The sequence below is a fragment of the Clostridium sp. YIM B02569 genome, from assembly GCF_022320765.1.
Lineage (GTDB): Bacteria > Bacillota > Clostridia > Clostridiales > Clostridiaceae > Clostridium > Clostridium beijerinckii.
The window spans coordinates 22,739-41,323 of sequence record NZ_JAKJJX010000030.1 but is presented as its reverse complement, the minus strand read 5'-3'; the positions used below and the strand labels follow the sequence as shown (position 1 = coordinate 41,323).

The 18,585-nt window shown below is 30.6% G+C and carries 19 protein-coding genes; 7 read left to right on the top strand and 12 right to left on the bottom strand.

Features of this window, described 5'->3' with window-relative positions:
• Positions 1-129: 129 nt before the first annotated feature.
• The 8 genes from L3B96_RS22550 to L3B96_RS22515 all read right to left on the bottom strand — a co-directional run bounded on the left by L3B96_RS22550 (position 130) and on the right by L3B96_RS22515 (position 7,538).
• A complete protein-coding gene (locus L3B96_RS22550; protein ID WP_238948645.1) occupies positions 130-2,391 on the bottom strand; it encodes a glycogen/starch/alpha-glucan phosphorylase in 2,262 nt (753 codons plus the stop codon).
• Positions 2,392-2,671: 280 nt separating this feature from the next.
• Entirely contained in the window at positions 2,672-3,379 is a 708-nt protein-coding gene (locus tag L3B96_RS22545) for a hypothetical protein (RefSeq protein ID WP_238948644.1), read from the bottom strand.
• Positions 3,369-4,004 carry an ABC transporter ATP-binding protein gene (locus L3B96_RS22540; RefSeq protein WP_238900638.1) on the bottom strand — a complete coding sequence of 212 codons (636 nt, stop codon included), beginning with the start codon at positions 4,002-4,004 and terminating at the stop codon, positions 3,369-3,371. The genes L3B96_RS22545 and L3B96_RS22540 overlap by 11 nt, the downstream gene beginning before the upstream one ends.
• 11 nt (positions 4,005-4,015) lie before the next feature.
• Positions 4,016-4,714 (bottom strand): hypothetical protein, encoded by a 699-nt coding sequence (locus L3B96_RS22535; protein WP_238948643.1) that lies wholly within the window; start codon positions 4,712-4,714, stop codon positions 4,016-4,018.
• Positions 4,715-4,743: 29 nt separating this feature from the next.
• A complete protein-coding gene (locus tag L3B96_RS22530; RefSeq protein WP_238948642.1) occupies positions 4,744-5,541 on the bottom strand; it encodes a hypothetical protein in 798 nt (265 codons plus the stop codon).
• A 63-nt stretch (positions 5,542-5,604) separates the two neighbouring features.
• A complete protein-coding gene (locus tag L3B96_RS22525) occupies positions 5,605-6,030 on the bottom strand; it encodes a hypothetical protein (protein WP_017209763.1) in 426 nt (141 codons plus the stop codon).
• Positions 6,031-6,502: 472 nt separating this feature from the next.
• The gene (locus L3B96_RS22520) at positions 6,503-7,033 is read right to left on the bottom strand and encodes a methyl-accepting chemotaxis protein (RefSeq protein WP_017209764.1); all 531 of its coding nucleotides are present in this window, start codon (positions 7,031-7,033) and stop codon (positions 6,503-6,505) included.
• Between the two features lie 16 nt (positions 7,034-7,049).
• Complete coding sequence (locus L3B96_RS22515) at positions 7,050-7,538, bottom strand: MarR family transcriptional regulator (RefSeq protein WP_171787341.1); 489 nt, start codon at positions 7,536-7,538, stop codon at positions 7,050-7,052.
• A gap of 167 nt (positions 7,539-7,705) precedes the next feature.
• Between L3B96_RS22515 and L3B96_RS22510 the strand changes: the two genes are divergently transcribed.
• From L3B96_RS22510 to L3B96_RS22490, 5 genes are all read left to right on the top strand, one after another.
• On the top strand, positions 7,706-8,284 hold the full coding sequence (locus L3B96_RS22510) for a cyclase family protein (protein ID WP_238948641.1): 579 nt from the start codon (positions 7,706-7,708) through the stop codon (positions 8,282-8,284).
• A gap of 230 nt (positions 8,285-8,514) precedes the next feature.
• Positions 8,515-8,988 (top strand): MarR family winged helix-turn-helix transcriptional regulator, encoded by a 474-nt coding sequence (locus L3B96_RS22505; RefSeq protein WP_077830008.1) that lies wholly within the window; start codon positions 8,515-8,517, stop codon positions 8,986-8,988.
• A gap of 389 nt (positions 8,989-9,377) precedes the next feature.
• The gene (locus tag L3B96_RS22500) at positions 9,378-9,629 is read left to right on the top strand and encodes a hypothetical protein (RefSeq protein WP_238948640.1); all 252 of its coding nucleotides are present in this window, start codon (positions 9,378-9,380) and stop codon (positions 9,627-9,629) included.
• An 83-nt stretch (positions 9,630-9,712) separates the two neighbouring features.
• Entirely contained in the window at positions 9,713-10,108 is a 396-nt protein-coding gene (locus tag L3B96_RS22495) for a metal-dependent transcriptional regulator (protein WP_238948639.1), read from the top strand.
• A 32-nt stretch (positions 10,109-10,140) separates the two neighbouring features.
• Entirely contained in the window at positions 10,141-11,466 is a 1,326-nt protein-coding gene (locus L3B96_RS22490) for a CynX/NimT family MFS transporter (protein WP_238948638.1), read from the top strand.
• 214 nt (positions 11,467-11,680) lie between these two features.
• Here the strand turns inward: L3B96_RS22490 and L3B96_RS22485 are convergent, their stop codons facing one another.
• Both L3B96_RS22485 and L3B96_RS22480 read right to left on the bottom strand, forming a co-directional pair.
• Positions 11,681-12,229 carry a flavodoxin family protein gene (locus tag L3B96_RS22485; protein ID WP_238948637.1) on the bottom strand — a complete coding sequence of 183 codons (549 nt, stop codon included), beginning with the start codon at positions 12,227-12,229 and terminating at the stop codon, positions 11,681-11,683.
• A 44-nt stretch (positions 12,230-12,273) separates the two neighbouring features.
• Positions 12,274-13,479 (bottom strand): alpha/beta fold hydrolase, encoded by a 1,206-nt coding sequence (locus tag L3B96_RS22480; RefSeq protein WP_238948636.1) that lies wholly within the window; start codon positions 13,477-13,479, stop codon positions 12,274-12,276.
• Positions 13,480-13,608: 129 nt separating this feature from the next.
• On the opposite strand from L3B96_RS22480, the gene L3B96_RS22475 reads away from it, so the two are divergent.
• Entirely contained in the window at positions 13,609-14,220 is a 612-nt protein-coding gene (locus L3B96_RS22475) for a TetR/AcrR family transcriptional regulator (protein WP_238948635.1), read from the top strand.
• Positions 14,221-14,671: 451 nt separating this feature from the next.
• Here the strand turns inward: L3B96_RS22475 and L3B96_RS22470 are convergent, their stop codons facing one another.
• On the bottom strand, positions 14,672-15,346 hold the full coding sequence (locus L3B96_RS22470; protein ID WP_077830226.1) for a flavodoxin family protein: 675 nt from the start codon (positions 15,344-15,346) through the stop codon (positions 14,672-14,674).
• A gap of 152 nt (positions 15,347-15,498) precedes the next feature.
• Between L3B96_RS22470 and L3B96_RS22465 the strand changes: the two genes are divergently transcribed.
• The gene (locus L3B96_RS22465) at positions 15,499-16,362 is read left to right on the top strand and encodes an AraC family transcriptional regulator (RefSeq protein ID WP_238948634.1); all 864 of its coding nucleotides are present in this window, start codon (positions 15,499-15,501) and stop codon (positions 16,360-16,362) included.
• 264 nt (positions 16,363-16,626) lie between these two features.
• Here L3B96_RS22465 and glmS read toward each other — a convergent pair whose 3' ends face one another.
• Entirely contained in the window at positions 16,627-18,453 is a 1,827-nt protein-coding gene (gene glmS, locus L3B96_RS22460) for a glutamine--fructose-6-phosphate transaminase (isomerizing) (protein ID WP_238948633.1), read from the bottom strand.
• Between the last annotated feature and the right edge of the window lie 132 nt (positions 18,454-18,585).

Genomic DNA, 18,585 nt, shown 5'->3' with positions numbered 1-18,585 from the left:
CAAACTTTTACTTTAATAAAAAGAAGACTAAAAACTTGAACTCTCAAATTTTTAGTCTTTCTTATCAGTTAAATTTGCTGCTAACCGGGATAGATACCACTTAAACTAAATTATTATTCTATTTATAAATTATAGCTTCCAAATATCTTCATTGTATTGAGCAATTGTACGATCTGAAGAGAAAAATCCCGCTTTGCTAATATTCATTAACACTTTTTTGTTCCAATCTTCTCTATCTTCATAATCTTTAAATACCATATCTTTTGTGTTTATATAATCCTCAACATCAAGTAAAGTCATGAACCAATCCTTATTAACTAATTCTTTATGAAGTCTTGTAAGATTTTCTTCATCCCCAACTTTTATCATTTCATCACTTATGATAAAGTCAACCAATTCTTTTATTTCTGGCTTTTTATAGAATTCATTAGAAACATAATCTGCATTCTTATAATGCTCGATAACTTTTTCAGAAGATTCACCAAATATATAGATATTTTCAGCTCCAACTAATTCGTGAATTTCAACATTAGCTCCATCTTCAGTTCCTAGAGTTAATGCACCATTTAGCATAAACTTCATGTTACCAGTACCTGATGCTTCCTTAGATGCAAGCGAGATTTGTTCTGAAACATCACAAGCAGGTATTAACTTAGAAGCCTTAGTCACATTATAGTTTTCAACCATAATAACTTTTAGATATTTATTAACTTCTGGATCATTATTAATTATTTCTTGTAGACAAAGAATAGTATGAATTATATCTTGTGCAATTACATAAGCTGGTGCAGCCTTAGCTCCGAATATCATTGTTATAGGTGTAGTTGGCCTATTCCCCTTCTTTATATCCAGATATTTATAAATAATATAAAGTACATTCATTTGTTGTCTCTTGTACTCATGAAGTCTTTTAATTTGAATATCGAAGATAGAATTTTCATCAATTTCTACTCCTTGTGTTTCTTTTAAATATTCCTTTAATGCAATCTTATTTTCTTTTTTAATTTCTCCAATCTTACTTAACACTATTTTATCATTTATGAACTTAGCTAATTCTTCTAGCTTAGCAGCATCTTTCTTATATCCATCTCCGATAAGTTCTGAAATATAGCTGACAAGTTTGTTATTACAATGAATTAACCATCTTCTGAAGGTTATGCCATTAGTTTTATTATTGAATTTTTCTGGATATATATCATAGAATGGCTTTAACTCTTCTTCTTTTAAGATATCAGTATGGAGAGCAGCAACACCATTTACACTATATCCATAGTGAATATCCATATGAGCCATGTGCACTCTCATATCTTTATCTATAATAGCTACTTTTTCATCTTTAAATTTAAGTTTAACCTGATTGTCCAATTCTCTAATAATTGGTAATAAGTGTGGAACAACCTTTTGCAAATAAGCTATAGGCCACTTTTCCAAAGCTTCTGCTAATATTGTATGGTTTGTATAAGCACAAGTCTTAGATACTATTTCAATGGCTTCTGACATAGGTATACCTCTTTCTCCAAGCAGCCTTATCAATTCAGGAATAACCATAGATGGATGCGTATCATTGATTTGAACAACAACATGTTCATGTAATTTATGAAGATCATACCCATTTTCATCTGCTTCAAGTAATATTAATTGTGCAGCATTACTAACCATGAAATATTGTTGATATATTCTTAATAAGCGTCCAGCCTCATCACTATCATCAGGATATAAGAATAATGTTAAGTTCTTCTTAATATCTTCTTTGTCAAAATCAATTCCTTCTTTAACTAAAGTTTCATCTATTGTATCTACATCAAATAGACGAAGTTTATTTGATACTTCTTGATCATAGCCAGTTACATCTATATCATAAAGAGTTGAAATGACTGTGAATCCTGCAAATGGAACTTCAAACTTAATATCAGATTTATTTAACCAACTTTCACTTGTTATCCATGGATTCTTAACAGCTTTTTGCTTATGATCTTCAAAAACTTGTTTAAATAATCCAAAGTGATAGTTTAGTCCTACACCATCTCCATTAAATCCTAAAGTTGCAATAGAGTCTATGAAGCAAGCTGCTAATCTTCCAAGTCCACCATTTCCTAGCGAAGGTTCTAATTCAATTTCTTCAATTTCAGCTAACTCCTTACCATTCTTAGTCAAAGCATCTTTAACATCTTCATAAAGACCCAAATTAATTAAGTTATTCGATAGTAATTTGCCAATTAAAAATTCAGCAGAAATATAATATAATTTTCTCTTCCCTCTATTAACACTCTTTTTCTTGATTGTTCCCTTTGTTAATTCTAATAATGCTAAATAGATTTCTTCATTACTCGCTTCTCTCACTATCTTATTAAACCTTTTCTTTAAGATTTCGTTTAAATTTTTTTCTAACATATAATTTCCCACCTTAAATAAATTATTTATTTTTATACCCATGAGTAATATCTTCGATTTAGCCTTATTATATCAATTTACATTCAAACCGATTGTATATTTCTATTATATTTTGTATATTTATCATGTGAATTTTAGGTTCATAAATTTCTATAAAAATAATTTATGATTAGTCCTCAAAAAAATAGCCTATAGGATAGACTTTTATAAAATTATCTATCCTATAGGATCAAATTTAAAATTTATATAATTAATATTTATACCTATTATATTGGAATTATTAGTTTATTATCTGAATAAGTTGTTCCTTACATTTAAAATAGGTATCCATACTTTTTCTAGATGAAAATATTTGTTCATAGTTTGCATACTCATTATAGTTGATATTATTATCGAATTCATTTTCCTCTACAATTCTAAAATCCGAGCTATCATTCTTTATGGGGAACTTCCCTAAAAGTGGGTTCTTATATATGTATGAATTTTTCTCTTTATCTGTGTAAGCATGATCTGCAATATTAGAAAAATCGTTTATGCAGAAAACATACTCTTCATCATTTTTAATTAAATTGTAACCTAACATAGATTCAAGCTGTTTGGAATGATTTCCACCTATTTCTATAGATACAGGTTCATAAATATAAATACTTTCCTTATTAATATTCCCCTTGATAACTTTGGTGATCTTAATCTGAGTCAAAACCGCACTATCTAAAATTTCATGTTCACCTGTTGCAACTCCTTCTACTATATAATCTGAAAAATTACTCATATCAATATTATTTTCATCGCTTATATCTGTGAATACACCACCTGAATATCTTAAATCTTTATACGGATAATATGAATATTGATTCTTTTCTGAGAGAAATTTATTATAATCATAATTGATGATAGATGATCTTAATATTAATGATGATATTATGCCTATACATATTATTAGGAATATAATAAGATAAAATAAATTTTTTTCTGATTTAAATTTCATATACTCTACCAAGATCAACTTTAAACTTCTTATCAGCTAACCTATCAATGTCCTCACTAATATGACTAGCTATTAAAATAGTTGCTCCTCTGCTCCTTTCTTCTCTTAATATATTTCTCACTCTGATTGCTGACTCTTCGTCCAGAGAATTAGTAGGTTCATCTAATATAATAAGATCTTGAGATTCCATAAATGCTTGTACTAAAGCTAATTTTTGTTTCATTCCTAATGAATATTTTCTAAATTTTCTTTTATCTTGGGGATTTAACCCTATTCTTTCCATTGACTCCATTATAGCTCTATCGTCCACTATATTCTTTATACTTGCTATATTCTTCAAATTATCAAATCCAGTTTGATCATTCCAAAACCCTGTATTCTCAATAGTTATACCACATGATTCAGGAAAATCAATTTCTTTTCCAATCACTTTGTCATTAATTAAGACCTCTCCACTTGTTGGTCTAATTAATCCTGAGATAGTTCTAAATAACATAGTCTTCCCTGATCCATTACTTCCTAGAAATCCATAAATTTTTCCTTTTTCTAAAGATAAACTTATGCTATCTAAAATTTTAGAATCTTTTACTACTTTACTAACATTCTTTAATTCAATGTAACTCATAACTCCTCCTACTAACCTTCAAAATTAAACATATCTCTTTTTTTCTTAATTGATGTAGATATAATATAAAAAATCAATGCTATAATTAATGTTTTCCTACATACTTCATAAATAATAAAATCATTAGAGCCACAAGGTATTGAAAAGCTTGCAGAAATATTAAGATATTGATTCAATAGAAAGTTATCAATTAAGTTTAATATCGAATATACTATGAAAGGAATTGTTATAGCAAACTTTAAATTCAATGTTTTGAAATACACTAATGTAGCAAAAAAGCCTACTGACATAAATGCAGCAGCTTGAGTTATTGTATTAATTGCTAGATACATCTTCCAATTGTCATATTTTATAACAGATGAATTTAAGACTATATATATTACTGGTATTACATTCAATATAAGTGTAAAAATTATTGCTAGGAATATTTGGTTCTTTATTATGGACAATCTCCATTTCTCTATAGTTTGAAATCTAATTATTATATAATCTTTATCATAATAATCTATAAGTATACTCAGCAATAGTAAGTATGCTAACATGATTGCTCCTATTCTGCTGAAAAAGCCTACTCCGATATCATAAATATCGAAATTACTATAATTCGCAGTTGTACCTATTGAAAAATTATATATTAAAATTGCAAATATAAATAGAAATAAAAAGATTGATTTAATATCTAATAACGCTTTCTTTAAATATGTGCTCATAAACTATATGCTTTCCTTTCTTTTTATAACTAAATAATTTCTTTCTTTATTCCTATTACAAAGGTAATCGCTGTTAGTAGCAGCCAAATAGATAATACAATTAAAAATTTTTTGAACTCAGCTGGCCAAGTTTGAATATACATTTGCATTTGATAATCATCAGGCAAAAACATTTCAGTCGCATTAACTATTAAAAATGTTATAATAACCATTATTATTTTATTTATTTTAAATATCATTGATAAATTAAATGCTATTAATGAGGATATTGAACAAAATAATGCGGTAATAATAATAATAATAAAATTATATAAGTGCGGAAATCTATCATAAATATCTTGTAAAAAATACTCTGGTTTATTATTTTGAATTATTAAGTATGCAGGTTGTCCATTATTGATGCCTACATCAGGTATTGATATCCATGTTAATATTTCATTAAATCCAAGTATAAAAAATATAGAAACAAATGTAACTGTAAATATTGTAATTGTTTTGGCTATTATATATTTTTTCTTACCTGATCTCATTAAAAAAATTGAATACATGTTATTCTCTCTCTGCTCTATAAAAGAATCACTATACATTAAGGTACATATTAACGGAGCAATTAATACAAATGTTAAAAATATAGTTCTTATATCACTAGAGCTAATTATCATACTGTAATCTGTCGTCTTTCCCAATTGTAATGAATTGCGCTGAAATGTTTGTTTAAATAACATTGCATATGATAAAATTGTTAACCCAAATAAAATAGAAAAACAATATTTAAACTTCTTACTATTTAAACATTTGCTAAATTCCATTTTTAATTCATTCTTCATTTTTTTCCTCCCATTTGATTGTGAAAAGAGAGCTTTTAAGCTCTCTTTTCACAATTAAATTGTTTATTGATAGTCTAATTCTCCATCAGTGATATAGCTAGTAGTTTTATGATCATAATGATCACGAAGTTGCATATCTATTGGAGATCCCTTTTGGATTACTGTTCCGTCAACAGGATGAATGGTACAATTTTGCCAACCTGAATAGGTACTAATGCTCTTCCAATCCAAAACAGAATTTCCATTAGCATCTAATGCACGCATATCAACTTTTGTTGTACCTTGCATGCTCTTTGCTAAAATTGCTACCTCTTTATCATCATGATTTTTTGCGCGGTATCCCATATCAGTTACTTGTTGATGTGGTTGGAGTATTGCATTTGAGCTATTTAATGGTAAAGTTTTATAATGTGTGCTAGCTGCTGCTGGTATAATGCTAGCGCATAGTAATGCTCCTAAAGTGATTTTAGCTATTAAGTTTTTTTTCATGGTTATTCTCCCCCTTTAAATTGTAGATTATTTACAATTACATATTCTCACAATATTGTAATTAATTAAATAGCATTTTCTCTAATCATACAAATTTATGCATTAAACGTAAACTTTTTGGTACTAAGTTTAAATTATCAAAAACTTTCTTTTTATTCTAAAAAACAGCCGTTTTATGCTAATAACCTATAATTATTCTTAATAAAAATATAAATAAAACCAAATTGCCAAATCTAAATTTAAATATTTTGTCTCTTACTTTATTATATATAACATTGTTTAGATTCTAATTTTAATTCGAATTCTTTTAACCTGATAGAACTTTTTTGAAATCTATAAATTATCATATATTATGCTTCCTATAGTTGGTTTCGAAAATAAAATAAGCATAAAGATTCAGAATTAAACCTGATTTCTTCATGCTATATATGTTTGGAATAAAGCTCTATCAAAATATTTTTTAATATACTAATTAATATGCCATTTTTCTCAATTCATCAAATTTACTAACTATAATATCTATTTCATTACTTAATTTAGAAAAGTTATTTCTAGATTGCTGAATATTTTTTAACCGATTCTTTAATTTTTCTATTTCATCATTTGCATCCTCAGTTAAACAATACATCTTTTTCAGTGTATCATTCATACTTAAAACCAATTCTTTTGTGCCAATAGAAAGCTTTTTAACTTCATCTGCCACTACCGAAAATCCTCTTCCAGCATCACCTGCTCTTGCAGCCTCTATTGATGCATTAAGTGCTAGCAGATTAGTTCTAGACGCAACATTATTTATCTCAGATGATATATTTTCTATAAATTTTGTATGAGCTAAAAGTTCTTCAAATGTTTCAATAAAACTATTCATTTCATCTCCTCTGTTAGCTACTTCCTCTGAGAAACTTATATTTCCTCTCACTTCATTTAGTAAATTAGATATAGTTTCAATACATTCTTTTGCCTGAGTTTCTCCATTATTTATTAAATTATTATTTTCTTGCATTATTATCTTCGCCTCCTTAAAGCTCGCTTATTAAATCATCTAAAAAACTACTTATAATACTTAGTTCCTCTTTATCATATTTACTTAATATTTTCACAAACTTCTCGCTCTCAATTTTATGAAGTATTTCATGTACTTTAAAAACTTCTTTGCCTAGTGCTGTCAGTGTATAATAAATTTCTTTTTTATTATTTTCCAGGTGATTTCCTTTTATCAACTCTTTCTTTAGCAACTTACTGGTAATCTTAGATATAGCACCTTTCGTCATATTTAATTCTTTTGATATAAATGTTGCATTAATTAATTGATTTTTTCCAATACAATCAATTACGTGGATTTCCGAAAGCATTAAACCCATATCATAAAGATCCTTATGATTATATTGGATTAGCAAATTTTTTATTTCATCCCCGTGACTGTCCATTGAATTATTTATATGTTCAAAAGCTGTTACAAGCTTATTTATTGTTAAATCCATCTCAAATTTTGCATTTTCTTTGTTCATAATTGTAATCTCCCTTTAAAATTAATTTCTTTGGAAACAACTATATTATAACTGTTATCATGCACATATTCAATATCATTTTCAAAAAATAGTTTACGAGGAAATAATATTATGATATTATGATGTTGTTTCCCGGGAAACTATTCAAATATATTGGAGGTTATAAAATGAAAATTGATTTAAGTTTTAAAATTAAAAAGGAAATGTTAGATGAAATATTATCTACTGTTAAAGCTACTAACGAAGCAGCCGAGAGATCTGGGCATGTAGGAACTCACCTAGATGTAATGAATGGAGAATTTTCACTAGATAATATTATTACAAACGGTAAAATATTTGATATAAGCCATATAAAAACTGGCGAAGTAAAATTAAAAGATTTAGATTTAAGAGACATAAAAGAGAATGATTTTGTATTATTTCATTCAGGAATATTAAAACAATATGACTATGGTACAAAAGAATATTTTTCAACATACATCGAATTATCTGATGAGCTGGTAGATTATCTTATTGGTAAGAAGGTAAGTTTTATAGGGGTAGATATGTCAGGAGCTAAGAAACCTAAGGATCATTATCGCATTGATTTACATTGTGCAGAAAAGGGGATTTTCATCATTGAAAATCTTGTTAATTTAGATTTATTATTAAAAGAAGCTCCTAAAAAATCTTTCAAAGTATATACTTTCCCTACAAACATGAGCGGCTTCTCTGGTCTCTCTTGCAGAGTAATTGCCGATATATAAACTTATATTAAATTTCTATTAATATATAAATATAAGCATGCATGAAATTTACTTACACGAACTTATGCATGCTTAATATTTATAGAAATGATGTCACAGCCACATTTTTGCCTTTTTGTAAAAATGGCTTTTTTATCCTTTAGCCTACTATATATCATTTTGTTACGATATAAGAAATATTAATTCAACAGTCACTTGACAAAAGCGTATGGCAGCCATATACTATTGACATGGATAGATATATAAATAACAAACATAAAATTGCATATGATTCTCTTGATTTAGCATTTTCCTTAATCGATCTTGATAAAAAGACGCGCTATTTCGGAACTGATGTACCGATTTTTCACTCTGAAATTCATATAATAAAGGCCATTGCTGAACATCCTGGTATTCATGTTGGTGGATTAGCAGATATTCTAGGAGTAACAAAAGGGTCTGTTTCCGAAATCCTCAAAAAGCTAGAGAGAAAGGCTCTGGTTGTAAAGGAAATTGATAATCTTAATTTATCTAGATATTCGCTGAGCCTGAGTGAAAAAGGTAAAAAAGCTCATAGTAACCATATGTACTATCATTCTATTTTAAACAGTATGTTTGAAGATGAGCTAGAAAATGCTTCCGAATATGAATTAGAATTTTTGTCAAATTTTTTATCGTCTATGATAAACAAAGTTAAATCTTTTAATGAAAACTTTGATGAATAAATACTTTACGCAAGTGTATAGCTGCTATGTTAATTTTCATTATAATTTAAGCTAGAAAATGCTAATATCAAAAAGAGAAAATTATCAGAGGTCAGATATGACTTCTGATAATAGTAAAATATGTAAGTGAATATATAAACAATTATCCCCAGGCATATGGCAACCATACACCCTTTATCTATAATCAAAGCAAGAAACTCATATTAACTATGTGAACTACCATTCTATTGTGTCAAATATAGTTGGATATGAACCACAAAATGCCTCCAAACGTGAATTGAAATTTTTCTCATTCATAATAAGCAAAATTAAGTTTTTCAATTAAAATTTTATACATGTGTATGTATGCTATACGCTTTTTCATCACAATTAAGTTAGGAGGAAATAGTATGAAAAAGAAAAAATTATTAAAGTCATTTCTGAGTTTTGATAATAGTAAAGTAAGTAAGAGAAAGCATAAACCTAAAACACTTGATGCTGATGAAAGAGGTTTATGGACTGCTGAAATGAGTTTATGGGCTATCTATACTTCTTTATCCTCATGCGTTCTCTTTGGTTCTTATCCATATGAATGTCCGATATTTACACCAACGAATCTTTCCAATAGCAAATTGGAAAACAATAAATTTGATGGGCTCTAAAAAAATAAGACAAATGAGGAATTATACCAAAGTGTATGCCACCAATACGCTTTAATCTATAATTAATGCAAGGGGGATCAGTGATGTATCAAAATAGGAGTTATTCGCAGAAAAAACTTAGTCCTTCAAAAGAAGAATATTTAAAAGCCATATATAAGTTATCTGAAAAAACACAATCGGTACGTTCGATTGACCTTGCTGCTTATTTAGGATTTTCAAAGCCAAGTATTAACAATACTGTGGCTATATTGCAAGAGGCCGGATTAGTTGTTAAGCCCTTAGGTGGAAAAATACATCTCACTGATGAAGGACGTAAACAAGGCCAAATAATTATAGCTAAGTTTCAGCTAATAAAACAATTCTTAATTGCCTATTGCAATGTTAATGAGCAAACAGCAAGTAAAGATGCCTGCAAAATTGAGCATATTATCAGTGATGAAGCTACTTTTGCTCTAAAAAAATATTTAAATCAAGTATAAACATATGATAATTTTAAGGAGAAACTATATAAATGAATCAATTACGTAATGAACACACACAAAACCCACATCCGCATTCAAGAAGATCCATACAAATAATACTGATAATCGGAATTACATTTACTGCAGCGAATTTGCGTGCACCTTTAACAGCAGTTGGCCCGTTGATCGATGAAATTCGTAGAAGCTTACATATTTCAAATACATTAGCGGGTATGATTACAACACTTCCATTATTCGCTTTTGCAGGATTTTCACCTTTCGCTCCAAATTTGGCGCGAAAATTTGGCACTAAGTTAGTGCTTTTTTGGTCACTTATTTTCCTGACTTTGGGAATTATATTACGTTCGTTGTTTGGAGATTTAGGACTGTTTCTTGGTACAGTAATCATTGGATTATCCATTTCTGTAGGTAATGTGCTAATTCCCAGCTTAATAAAACATGAATTTCCTGAGCGGATCGGTGTAATGACGGGTATCTATACTGCTTCTATGGGCCTTTTTGGCGCTATAGCATCCGGTATCAGTGTCCCCGTTGCTTCAGAATCAGGATTAGGATGGGGAGTAGCCTTAAGCATTTGGGCTTCACTTAGTTTCTTATCCATTGTCCTCTGGATGCCTCAAATTATACGAAGAAAACAAAAACTATCTATTGTTCAAAGAACGGTTCATAGTGGCATTAGAACAAAAGCCAAAGACGTCCACGAAAAAAAAGATGAAATGGAGATCGTTAAGGCAAATAGTACTAGTATTAATAAGATTAATCTCTGGAAATCTCCTTTAGCATGGCAAGTGACAGTATATATGGGATTACAGTCTATGCTACTCTATTGCATGATTGCGTGGTTACCAGCTATTTTAGTTCATCAAGGTATGGATTCAAACAAATCAGGATGGATGCTCTCCCTTTACCAACTGGTATCTCTTCCTACATCGTTTGTTGGTTCTGTACTTGCTGGGCGCAAGGCTAATCAACGTCCATTAGTTATCACTGCTTCCCTATGTGTTTTGGTAGGGCTTTTGGGAATATTCCTCGGAGAAACAGAGCTTACAGCACTATGGATGATTATATTAGGTATTGGCGGAGCTCTTACTTTTTGCTTAGCTCTTATATTTTTCAGCTCTCGTACAAGAAATGCAGACGAGGCAGCAAGACTATCCGGTATGGCTCAATCAGGAGGCTACTTACTCGCTGCTTTCGGGCCGATACTTTTTGGTTTTCTGCATGATGCGGTTAACAACTGGACGTTGCCACTTATTATCTTAATCTGTGCTGCCGGATTATGCTTATTGGCCGGTCTAGGAGCATCGCGCAATCTTTATGTTAGTAAAAATACTAGCAATAAAGCCACCATCTAGATCTTCTATCTATAATCTAGATTAATGTAGTAAACTATTTTTAATTTAAAAATAACATCCAAAAAGGTGGTTTTGATATGAAAACCACCTTTTTTCCAATACAGCTAGCAATCACATTATTATGGCAGCTGACTATATGGCAAATTCTCTTCCTGCATGATGGTGTTATGTGAATATCTTAGACACAAAAGTTAAACTTTTAAAATGCATTTTGTTAAGCCAAATTTTCTCCATCTTTAAATGCTCTTAAAGATAACTCATTAAAAACTTCATCATCAGTTCCACAGTAGTGGATACAATCCTCTAATTTCCAACCAAATACGTCAAAAATATTATTAACATATTTAATGGCTTCTGCACCTTTTTTAGGATCTAAGCTTCCTTGAGCAAATACAGTTACTAACTTTTTACCTGGATGTCTAGGAATAAACTTATTTGGAAGCTCTTCAACCATTGGAAACGTACGATCTAACCAAGTTTTTGCCTGACTTGTAATTTGAAACATATATATTGGGGAACCAAATACAATAGCATCTGCCTCAGCAATAGCTTTATACATTGGTTGTAAATAATCATTAACAGCACAGCCATCATGAGTACGACAATAAAAACATCCTTGACATCCACGGATTCCAGTGTTATTTAAATCAAATTCAATAACCTCAGCACCTTTAGATTTGGCTCCTTTTGCTACTTGATCTAATAATTTTGTAGTATATCCATTCTTTCTTGGACTACCTTTAAAAATAACTACTTTTGACATTTTTCATCTCTCCTTATAAATATAAAAATTTAAATCCTGTGTTTCTATACACCCTTAAGAATCTTTTCAATCCAACTAAAAATACGTTCATTTGCAATTAATTTAGCTCCAGCTTGGCAGTGGAATTCAGCACCTTCTTCAGCTGTAAATAAAATAAAATCTTTGTGGCAGATAATTTCTTCATACAACTGCTTTGCTTGATCTCTAAGCAGCTTATCATTTTCCGAATCAACGATTAAGGTAGGGCATTGTATTTTTTCTGCTAATCCTTTCATATAAAAATCTCCAACCTTTAGAATGAATTCAGCAGGGGTATTTACACCAAATACATACATTCCATGTGAAAAGCTCCATTTTACTTTTGAGTTTAATTCCATTTTTTCCCTGACGGCTTTATTAAATCCCTCTGAATCAGAAAGTGCAAAATTTAAAAATTCTTCTCTTGGCATATTAAAGATACTTGTAAATCCTCCTAAAAAGTCATATACTCCTCCATTTGCTATGCAGCCTGCAAGTCGATGTTCAAAAGCTGCAGCTCTAGGAGCAAGATACCCGCCTAAACTTTGTCCCCATAAGACAATCTTCTTTGAGTCTACTTCTTTTCTTGTAAGCAGATAGTCTACCACTGGGGTTATAACCTTCTCGTAATCATGTCTGAAAAATAGTTGTTGTTTATGTACGGCCTCTCCTTGTCCTGGTCCCTCGAAGGTAATACAATGCATACCATGTTCAAGTGCATCCATTGCCATTCCGTAAAATGCTTCCTTTGTTCCATCAAAGCCAGTCATAGCAATTAAAACTGGTTTTGGTTCATTCGAATCCTCTAATTTATAAAAATGTCCTGTAAGTGTTGTATTTTTATAGGAGATTTTCACTTCTTCAATAACAGGCTTATTAAGTTTCATAACATTAGAAAAGCAATCTAGGCTTGCATTATATAATTCCTCTATCTTTGGGTCTTCTGGATTTTCATGAAGGTAAAATTCTGCAATTCTATAATAATTAGAAGCTCTAAGATAGGCTTTTCTTGCACTTATCAAGTGGCCATCTGAGTAGCTATCCTCTGCAACTTTTTGCAAACGCCTGGCTGTTTTTGTCCATTCTTCACACCAGCTCTCATAATCTCCTTCTTTAATTTTTTCTGCTGTTGAAACCACCTCTCCTATATCAGCAGCTTTGAAAGCAGTGTCTCCAAGAAGTCCCAATACCTTGGATGCGAATTGATCATCTTTAAAAATTAAATTATTCATATTCATTCTCCTTTACAGCATTTATTGTTTATGCAACATATTGTTGCTATAATTAAAATATATCAGATACAGATTTGTATTCAACCAACAATACTTATAGTTTGTTTTATATACAACAAAGGAGTGAAAATGTTGCAGAATAAACATGATATTCGAACAAAAAGGACACATCAGCAAATAAGAGATGCACTTATTGATCTTATTTTTGAAAAACATTTTGATAACATTACAGTTGGTGATATCACTAATAGAGCCATGATTAATCGTTCTACCTTTTATAGGTATTATCAAGATAAATACGACGTTGTACTAAAAATTTTTGAAGATGCAATGGAAAAAATGAAGAAAGATTTAGGTCCGCCTAAAGAAAGCCTTAAGAATCTTGATGAAGACCAAAGATCTGATCCCTGGGTGAAACTATTTGATCACTTTGCTGAAAACAAGCGATTATATCTGGCAATGCTGGATGATTCATGTAACATATGGTTTATGTCTAGACTGCGCAGCAACATCATCTCAATGTTAAGAGAGCGTGAAAAATTGCGAAGCTCTTTTCTTGTAAGCGATAAAGACTGCTCCCCGGAGATACAAGAAATGGCGTTCTTATTTACCGCTAATGCTTTAATCGGTACTATTGATTGGTGGTTAAAGTCAAACTGTACTCCAGATTCAGAGAAAATGTCTTATTTATTTAGAGCCTATTTTAAAAGTGGATATGTAGGAATGCTGAATAAAGATTAATTTTGTCTGCCGCTCTTGCTACTTTTATTCCTGCCCCCTTCCCTTAGACGAAACATCTTCAATCTTGATCCCCACTAAATATTCTTTACTATAATTAGTTGTGAAAATAAAAGAAGCATGAAGATTCAGGATTAGACCTGAGTTCTTCATGCTTAATATAAATGTAGCTTTTAAATAAAGTCTGCTCAAAATACTCTTTACAAATAGCTTGAAACCGAAAAACAATTGTATAGTTTTTTAAACAAAGTTTAATCAAAACTCTTAGTACCTTCAACATACTAAGAGTTAAATTTTAAATAAAGTTCAATCAAAGTATACATTTTTACGTAAGTAAGCAATTTGCTTATATTAATTTTCAGTATTAAATAATTTTGCGATACTCTCTTGCCATAGACAGATGTAAGATTAAATTAAGCTAAAAAAATACTTTTCTTCAGATGCAAGGTAAATCTTACTCCGTTCGATTCATCCATTCGTGTGGTGTCTGGGATGAGCCATCAGAATCATTGAAGATGTCTTCTTCTCTCACAGGGAATTGCACACCAGCTTTGATGCCAGCCTCCTTGCACTTGAGAAACCACGCCATATTCTTTGCTAGCACTCGCATTGTCTGCATACCTTCTAAATCTTTTTTCACTTCTTCAGGCGTAGAACCGTTGACTAAATTCCAATAACGCGAGGAGATAATAGGCATCTCTGCTGAAATAGAGAAATACCTGTTGAGCTGATCCAAGGCTGCAGTTGTTCCTGCTCTTCGGGCTGAAACAATAGCCGCAGCAGGTTTCAAGTAAAAAGACTGTCTATCAGCAACCATGTCTGCAAAAAATGCGCGGTCCATAAAGGAAGTAATTGCACCTCCCGCGGACCCAAAATGCACTGGTGAACCAAAAATGAATCCATCGACACTTGCTGCAATTTCTAGAAATTCATTGACTCTATCGTCAAAAACGCATTTTTTCTTCTTCATACAAGTCTTACAATCAATACACCCAGACAGAGGTTTATTGCCAATCCAAAAAATATCTTTTTCAATCCCTTCTTTTTCCAAGGTATCAGCTACTTGCATAAGTGCTGTATAAGTGCAGCCCTTTTCATTCGGACTACCGTTTACCAATAATACTTTCATGTTCTATGCACTCCTTATAATCTCAGTTGATATTTTAGCATTATATTGATATAATCAACTTTAGCTGTTATTATTATATCAACAATTCATAGCATATTCATGGACTATATTGATCACATTTAGCACTATATTAACATTAGGAGGTGTAAAAATTGGCTGATAATACTCTGCATTATGATGATATGTCAAACGAAAACGTAGTTATCAAGATAAAAAGAGAAGAATATGAAACACCTGGCATTATTCTTAGTAGCCATTGGCACGATCAGATTCAATTCTTCTATTGTGCACGTGGAAATGCTGTCATAAGGTGTAATTCAAAGGAATTTGAGGTAAGTGACAATGACTTTGTGATTATAAACAGCAAAGAATTGCATTATATTGAAAGTATTAGCGAAGGTTTAACTCTATATCTGATCAAAATAGATTTAACTTTCATTTACAGTAATAAAGCTGATTCCATACAGGCACAATTTCTAACCCCATTATCTCAGAATTTGATTTTATTTGAAAACGTGGTTAGAAACGATGAAAGCTTATTAAGGTGCGTGAATCGAATGATTCACGAATACTTTACGAAAGAAATTGGATTTGAATTGGCCATTAAATCACAGGTCTATGATCTTATTGTAATATTACTCAGAGGTTATATAAAAAAAATCTACAACGAGAGTGAATTAAAATCTAAAATGCTTCTACTGCAGCGTTTTAAAGATGTGATAGACTATATTGAAAACAATTTTACTGAGAAAATAGATCTTGAGAAACTTTCCAAGATTGCTGGATTTAGCAAAGGCCATTTTTGCAGGCTTTTCAAACAAATTACAAGTATGTCCGCGATTGATTATATAAACAATTTAAGAATAAATAAGGCTTTTGATCTCTTAAAAAACAGCGACCTTAACATTACAGAAATAGCGGTGAGCTGTGGCTTTAGCGATTCTAATTATTTCAGCAGAATTTTTAAGAATCATAAAAAAATATCTCCTATGCAGACGAAGAAACAATCTATGTAATCTTTTGCCTACAATAAAAAAGGAGTGTAGATAAATCCACTTGGATTTTCCATTCCCCTGCTTATTACCTATTATGTTTTGGTATCTAATTATATTGTACAATGATACAAATATCATTCCAATGGGCTAATCATAAAATCAGCTTTTATTTCTTATTAGAGAGAACTTTGTATCATAAATAAAAAATAATGGTAATACTAAACATCAAGCTTAGTATTACCATTCAATTATTTTTGATACGACTTTATTATAAATACTCTGACTTTATTCTACTGTTACAGATTTAGCTAAGTTTCTTGGCTTGTCTATATCGCAACCTTTATTTCTAGCTGTATAGTAAGCTAAAAGTTGTAATGCAACTACAGCAACTATTGGTGAAACTAAGTTAAGAAGTTCTGGAATTCTAATTACTTTATCGAAAATTGATTCATCTAATACATCATTTTCGTAAGCAATTGCAATTACTTCTGCTCCTCTAGATTTAACTTCAACTATATTACTTACCATCTTTTCTCTTAATGATTTTTGAGTTAATAATGCTATTACTTTAGTTCCTTCTTCAATTAAAGCAATTGTTCCATGTTTTAATTCTCCACCAGCATATGCTTCTGAATGGATATATGAAATTTCTTTAAGCTTTAACGATGCTTCTATAGATAATGCATAGTCCGCACCTCTACCTAAATAGAATACATCTGTTTCATCAGTTAAAAGATTTGCAATTTCTTCTACTTCACTTGCTTTATCTAAAATTACTTGAACTTTTTCAGGTACTAATAATAATGCTTCTTTTAATTCTTTTTCTAATTCCTTAGTCATTAATCCCTTTAATTCACTGAAATACATTGCCATCATATACATAACAACAACTTGTGTTGTATATGCTTTAGTAGAAGCTACTGCAATTTCTGGACCTGCCATTGTATATAGTACGTCGTCAGCTTCTCTAGAAATTGTACTTCCTACAACATTTGTTATAGCTAAAGTTTTAGCTCCAGCTTTCTTACAATCTCTAAGAACCGCTAATGTATCAGCAGTTTCTCCTGATTGGCTTAATGTTATTACAAGGGATTTATCAGTTACTAATGGGTCTTTATATCTAAATTCTGATGCTATATCAACTTCAACTGGAATTCTTGCTAATTTTTCAATTGCTACTCTTCCCATAAGTCCTGCATTATATGCAGTTCCACAAGCTACTATAAAGATTCTATCTATATTATTAAGATCCTCTTTTGATAACTTAAAGTCTCCAAAAGTGATATCATGGCTCATTGACAATCTTGATGCCATTGTATCTCTAATAGCTTTTGGTTGTTCGTTGATTTCCTTTAACATGAATGAATCATATCCACCCTTTTCAGCAGCATCTTCATTCCAAGTTACTTTGAAAACATCTTTCTTTATTTCACTTCCATCAGCGCTTAAAATTTTAGCGCCATCTTTGCTTATAACAACAAATTCTCTATCTTCTAAAAGATAGATATCTCTTGTATAGCTTATTATCGCTGGAATATCTGAAGCAATAAATGTTTCATCTTGTCCTAAACCAACAATTAGCGGACTATCTTTTCTTACTGCAATTAGCTTGTCCGGTTCTGCTCCAGTTACTACACCTAGGGCATAACTTCCTTCTAATCTTTCAGTAGCTTTAACTACTGCTTTAAAAAGATCTCCTTCATAATAGTAATGAATCAAATTTGGTATTACTTCAGTATCTGTTTGAGATACAAATTCGTATCCTTCTCCTTTAAGCCATTGTCTAAGTTCTAGATAGTTTTCTATAATTCCGTTATGAACTACAGTAATATCTCCCTTTGAACTTTGGTGTGGATGTGAATTAATATCTGATGGCTCTCCATGAGTTGCCCATCTAGTATGACCGATACCAAGTGTTCCTTCAGCTTTGCCTTGTCCTAAATTATCAGTTAAGTTAGTAAGACGACCTTTATGCTTTTCGATACTTACTTTACCATCATTAACAACTGCAATACCCGCTGAATCATATCCTCTATACTCTAACTTTGATAATCCATCTACTAAAAAAGATTTTGCTGATCTACTTCCTAAATATCCAACTATTCCGCACATATTTATTCTTCCTCTCTTTTTTCATATAATATTTAATTTTAATTCTTCTTTTAACTTCATTCCTAGCACAATTATAAAAGGGCATAGTAATCCTAGAAATTAAAATTAAAACAAAGGTTTTAACACCAGACT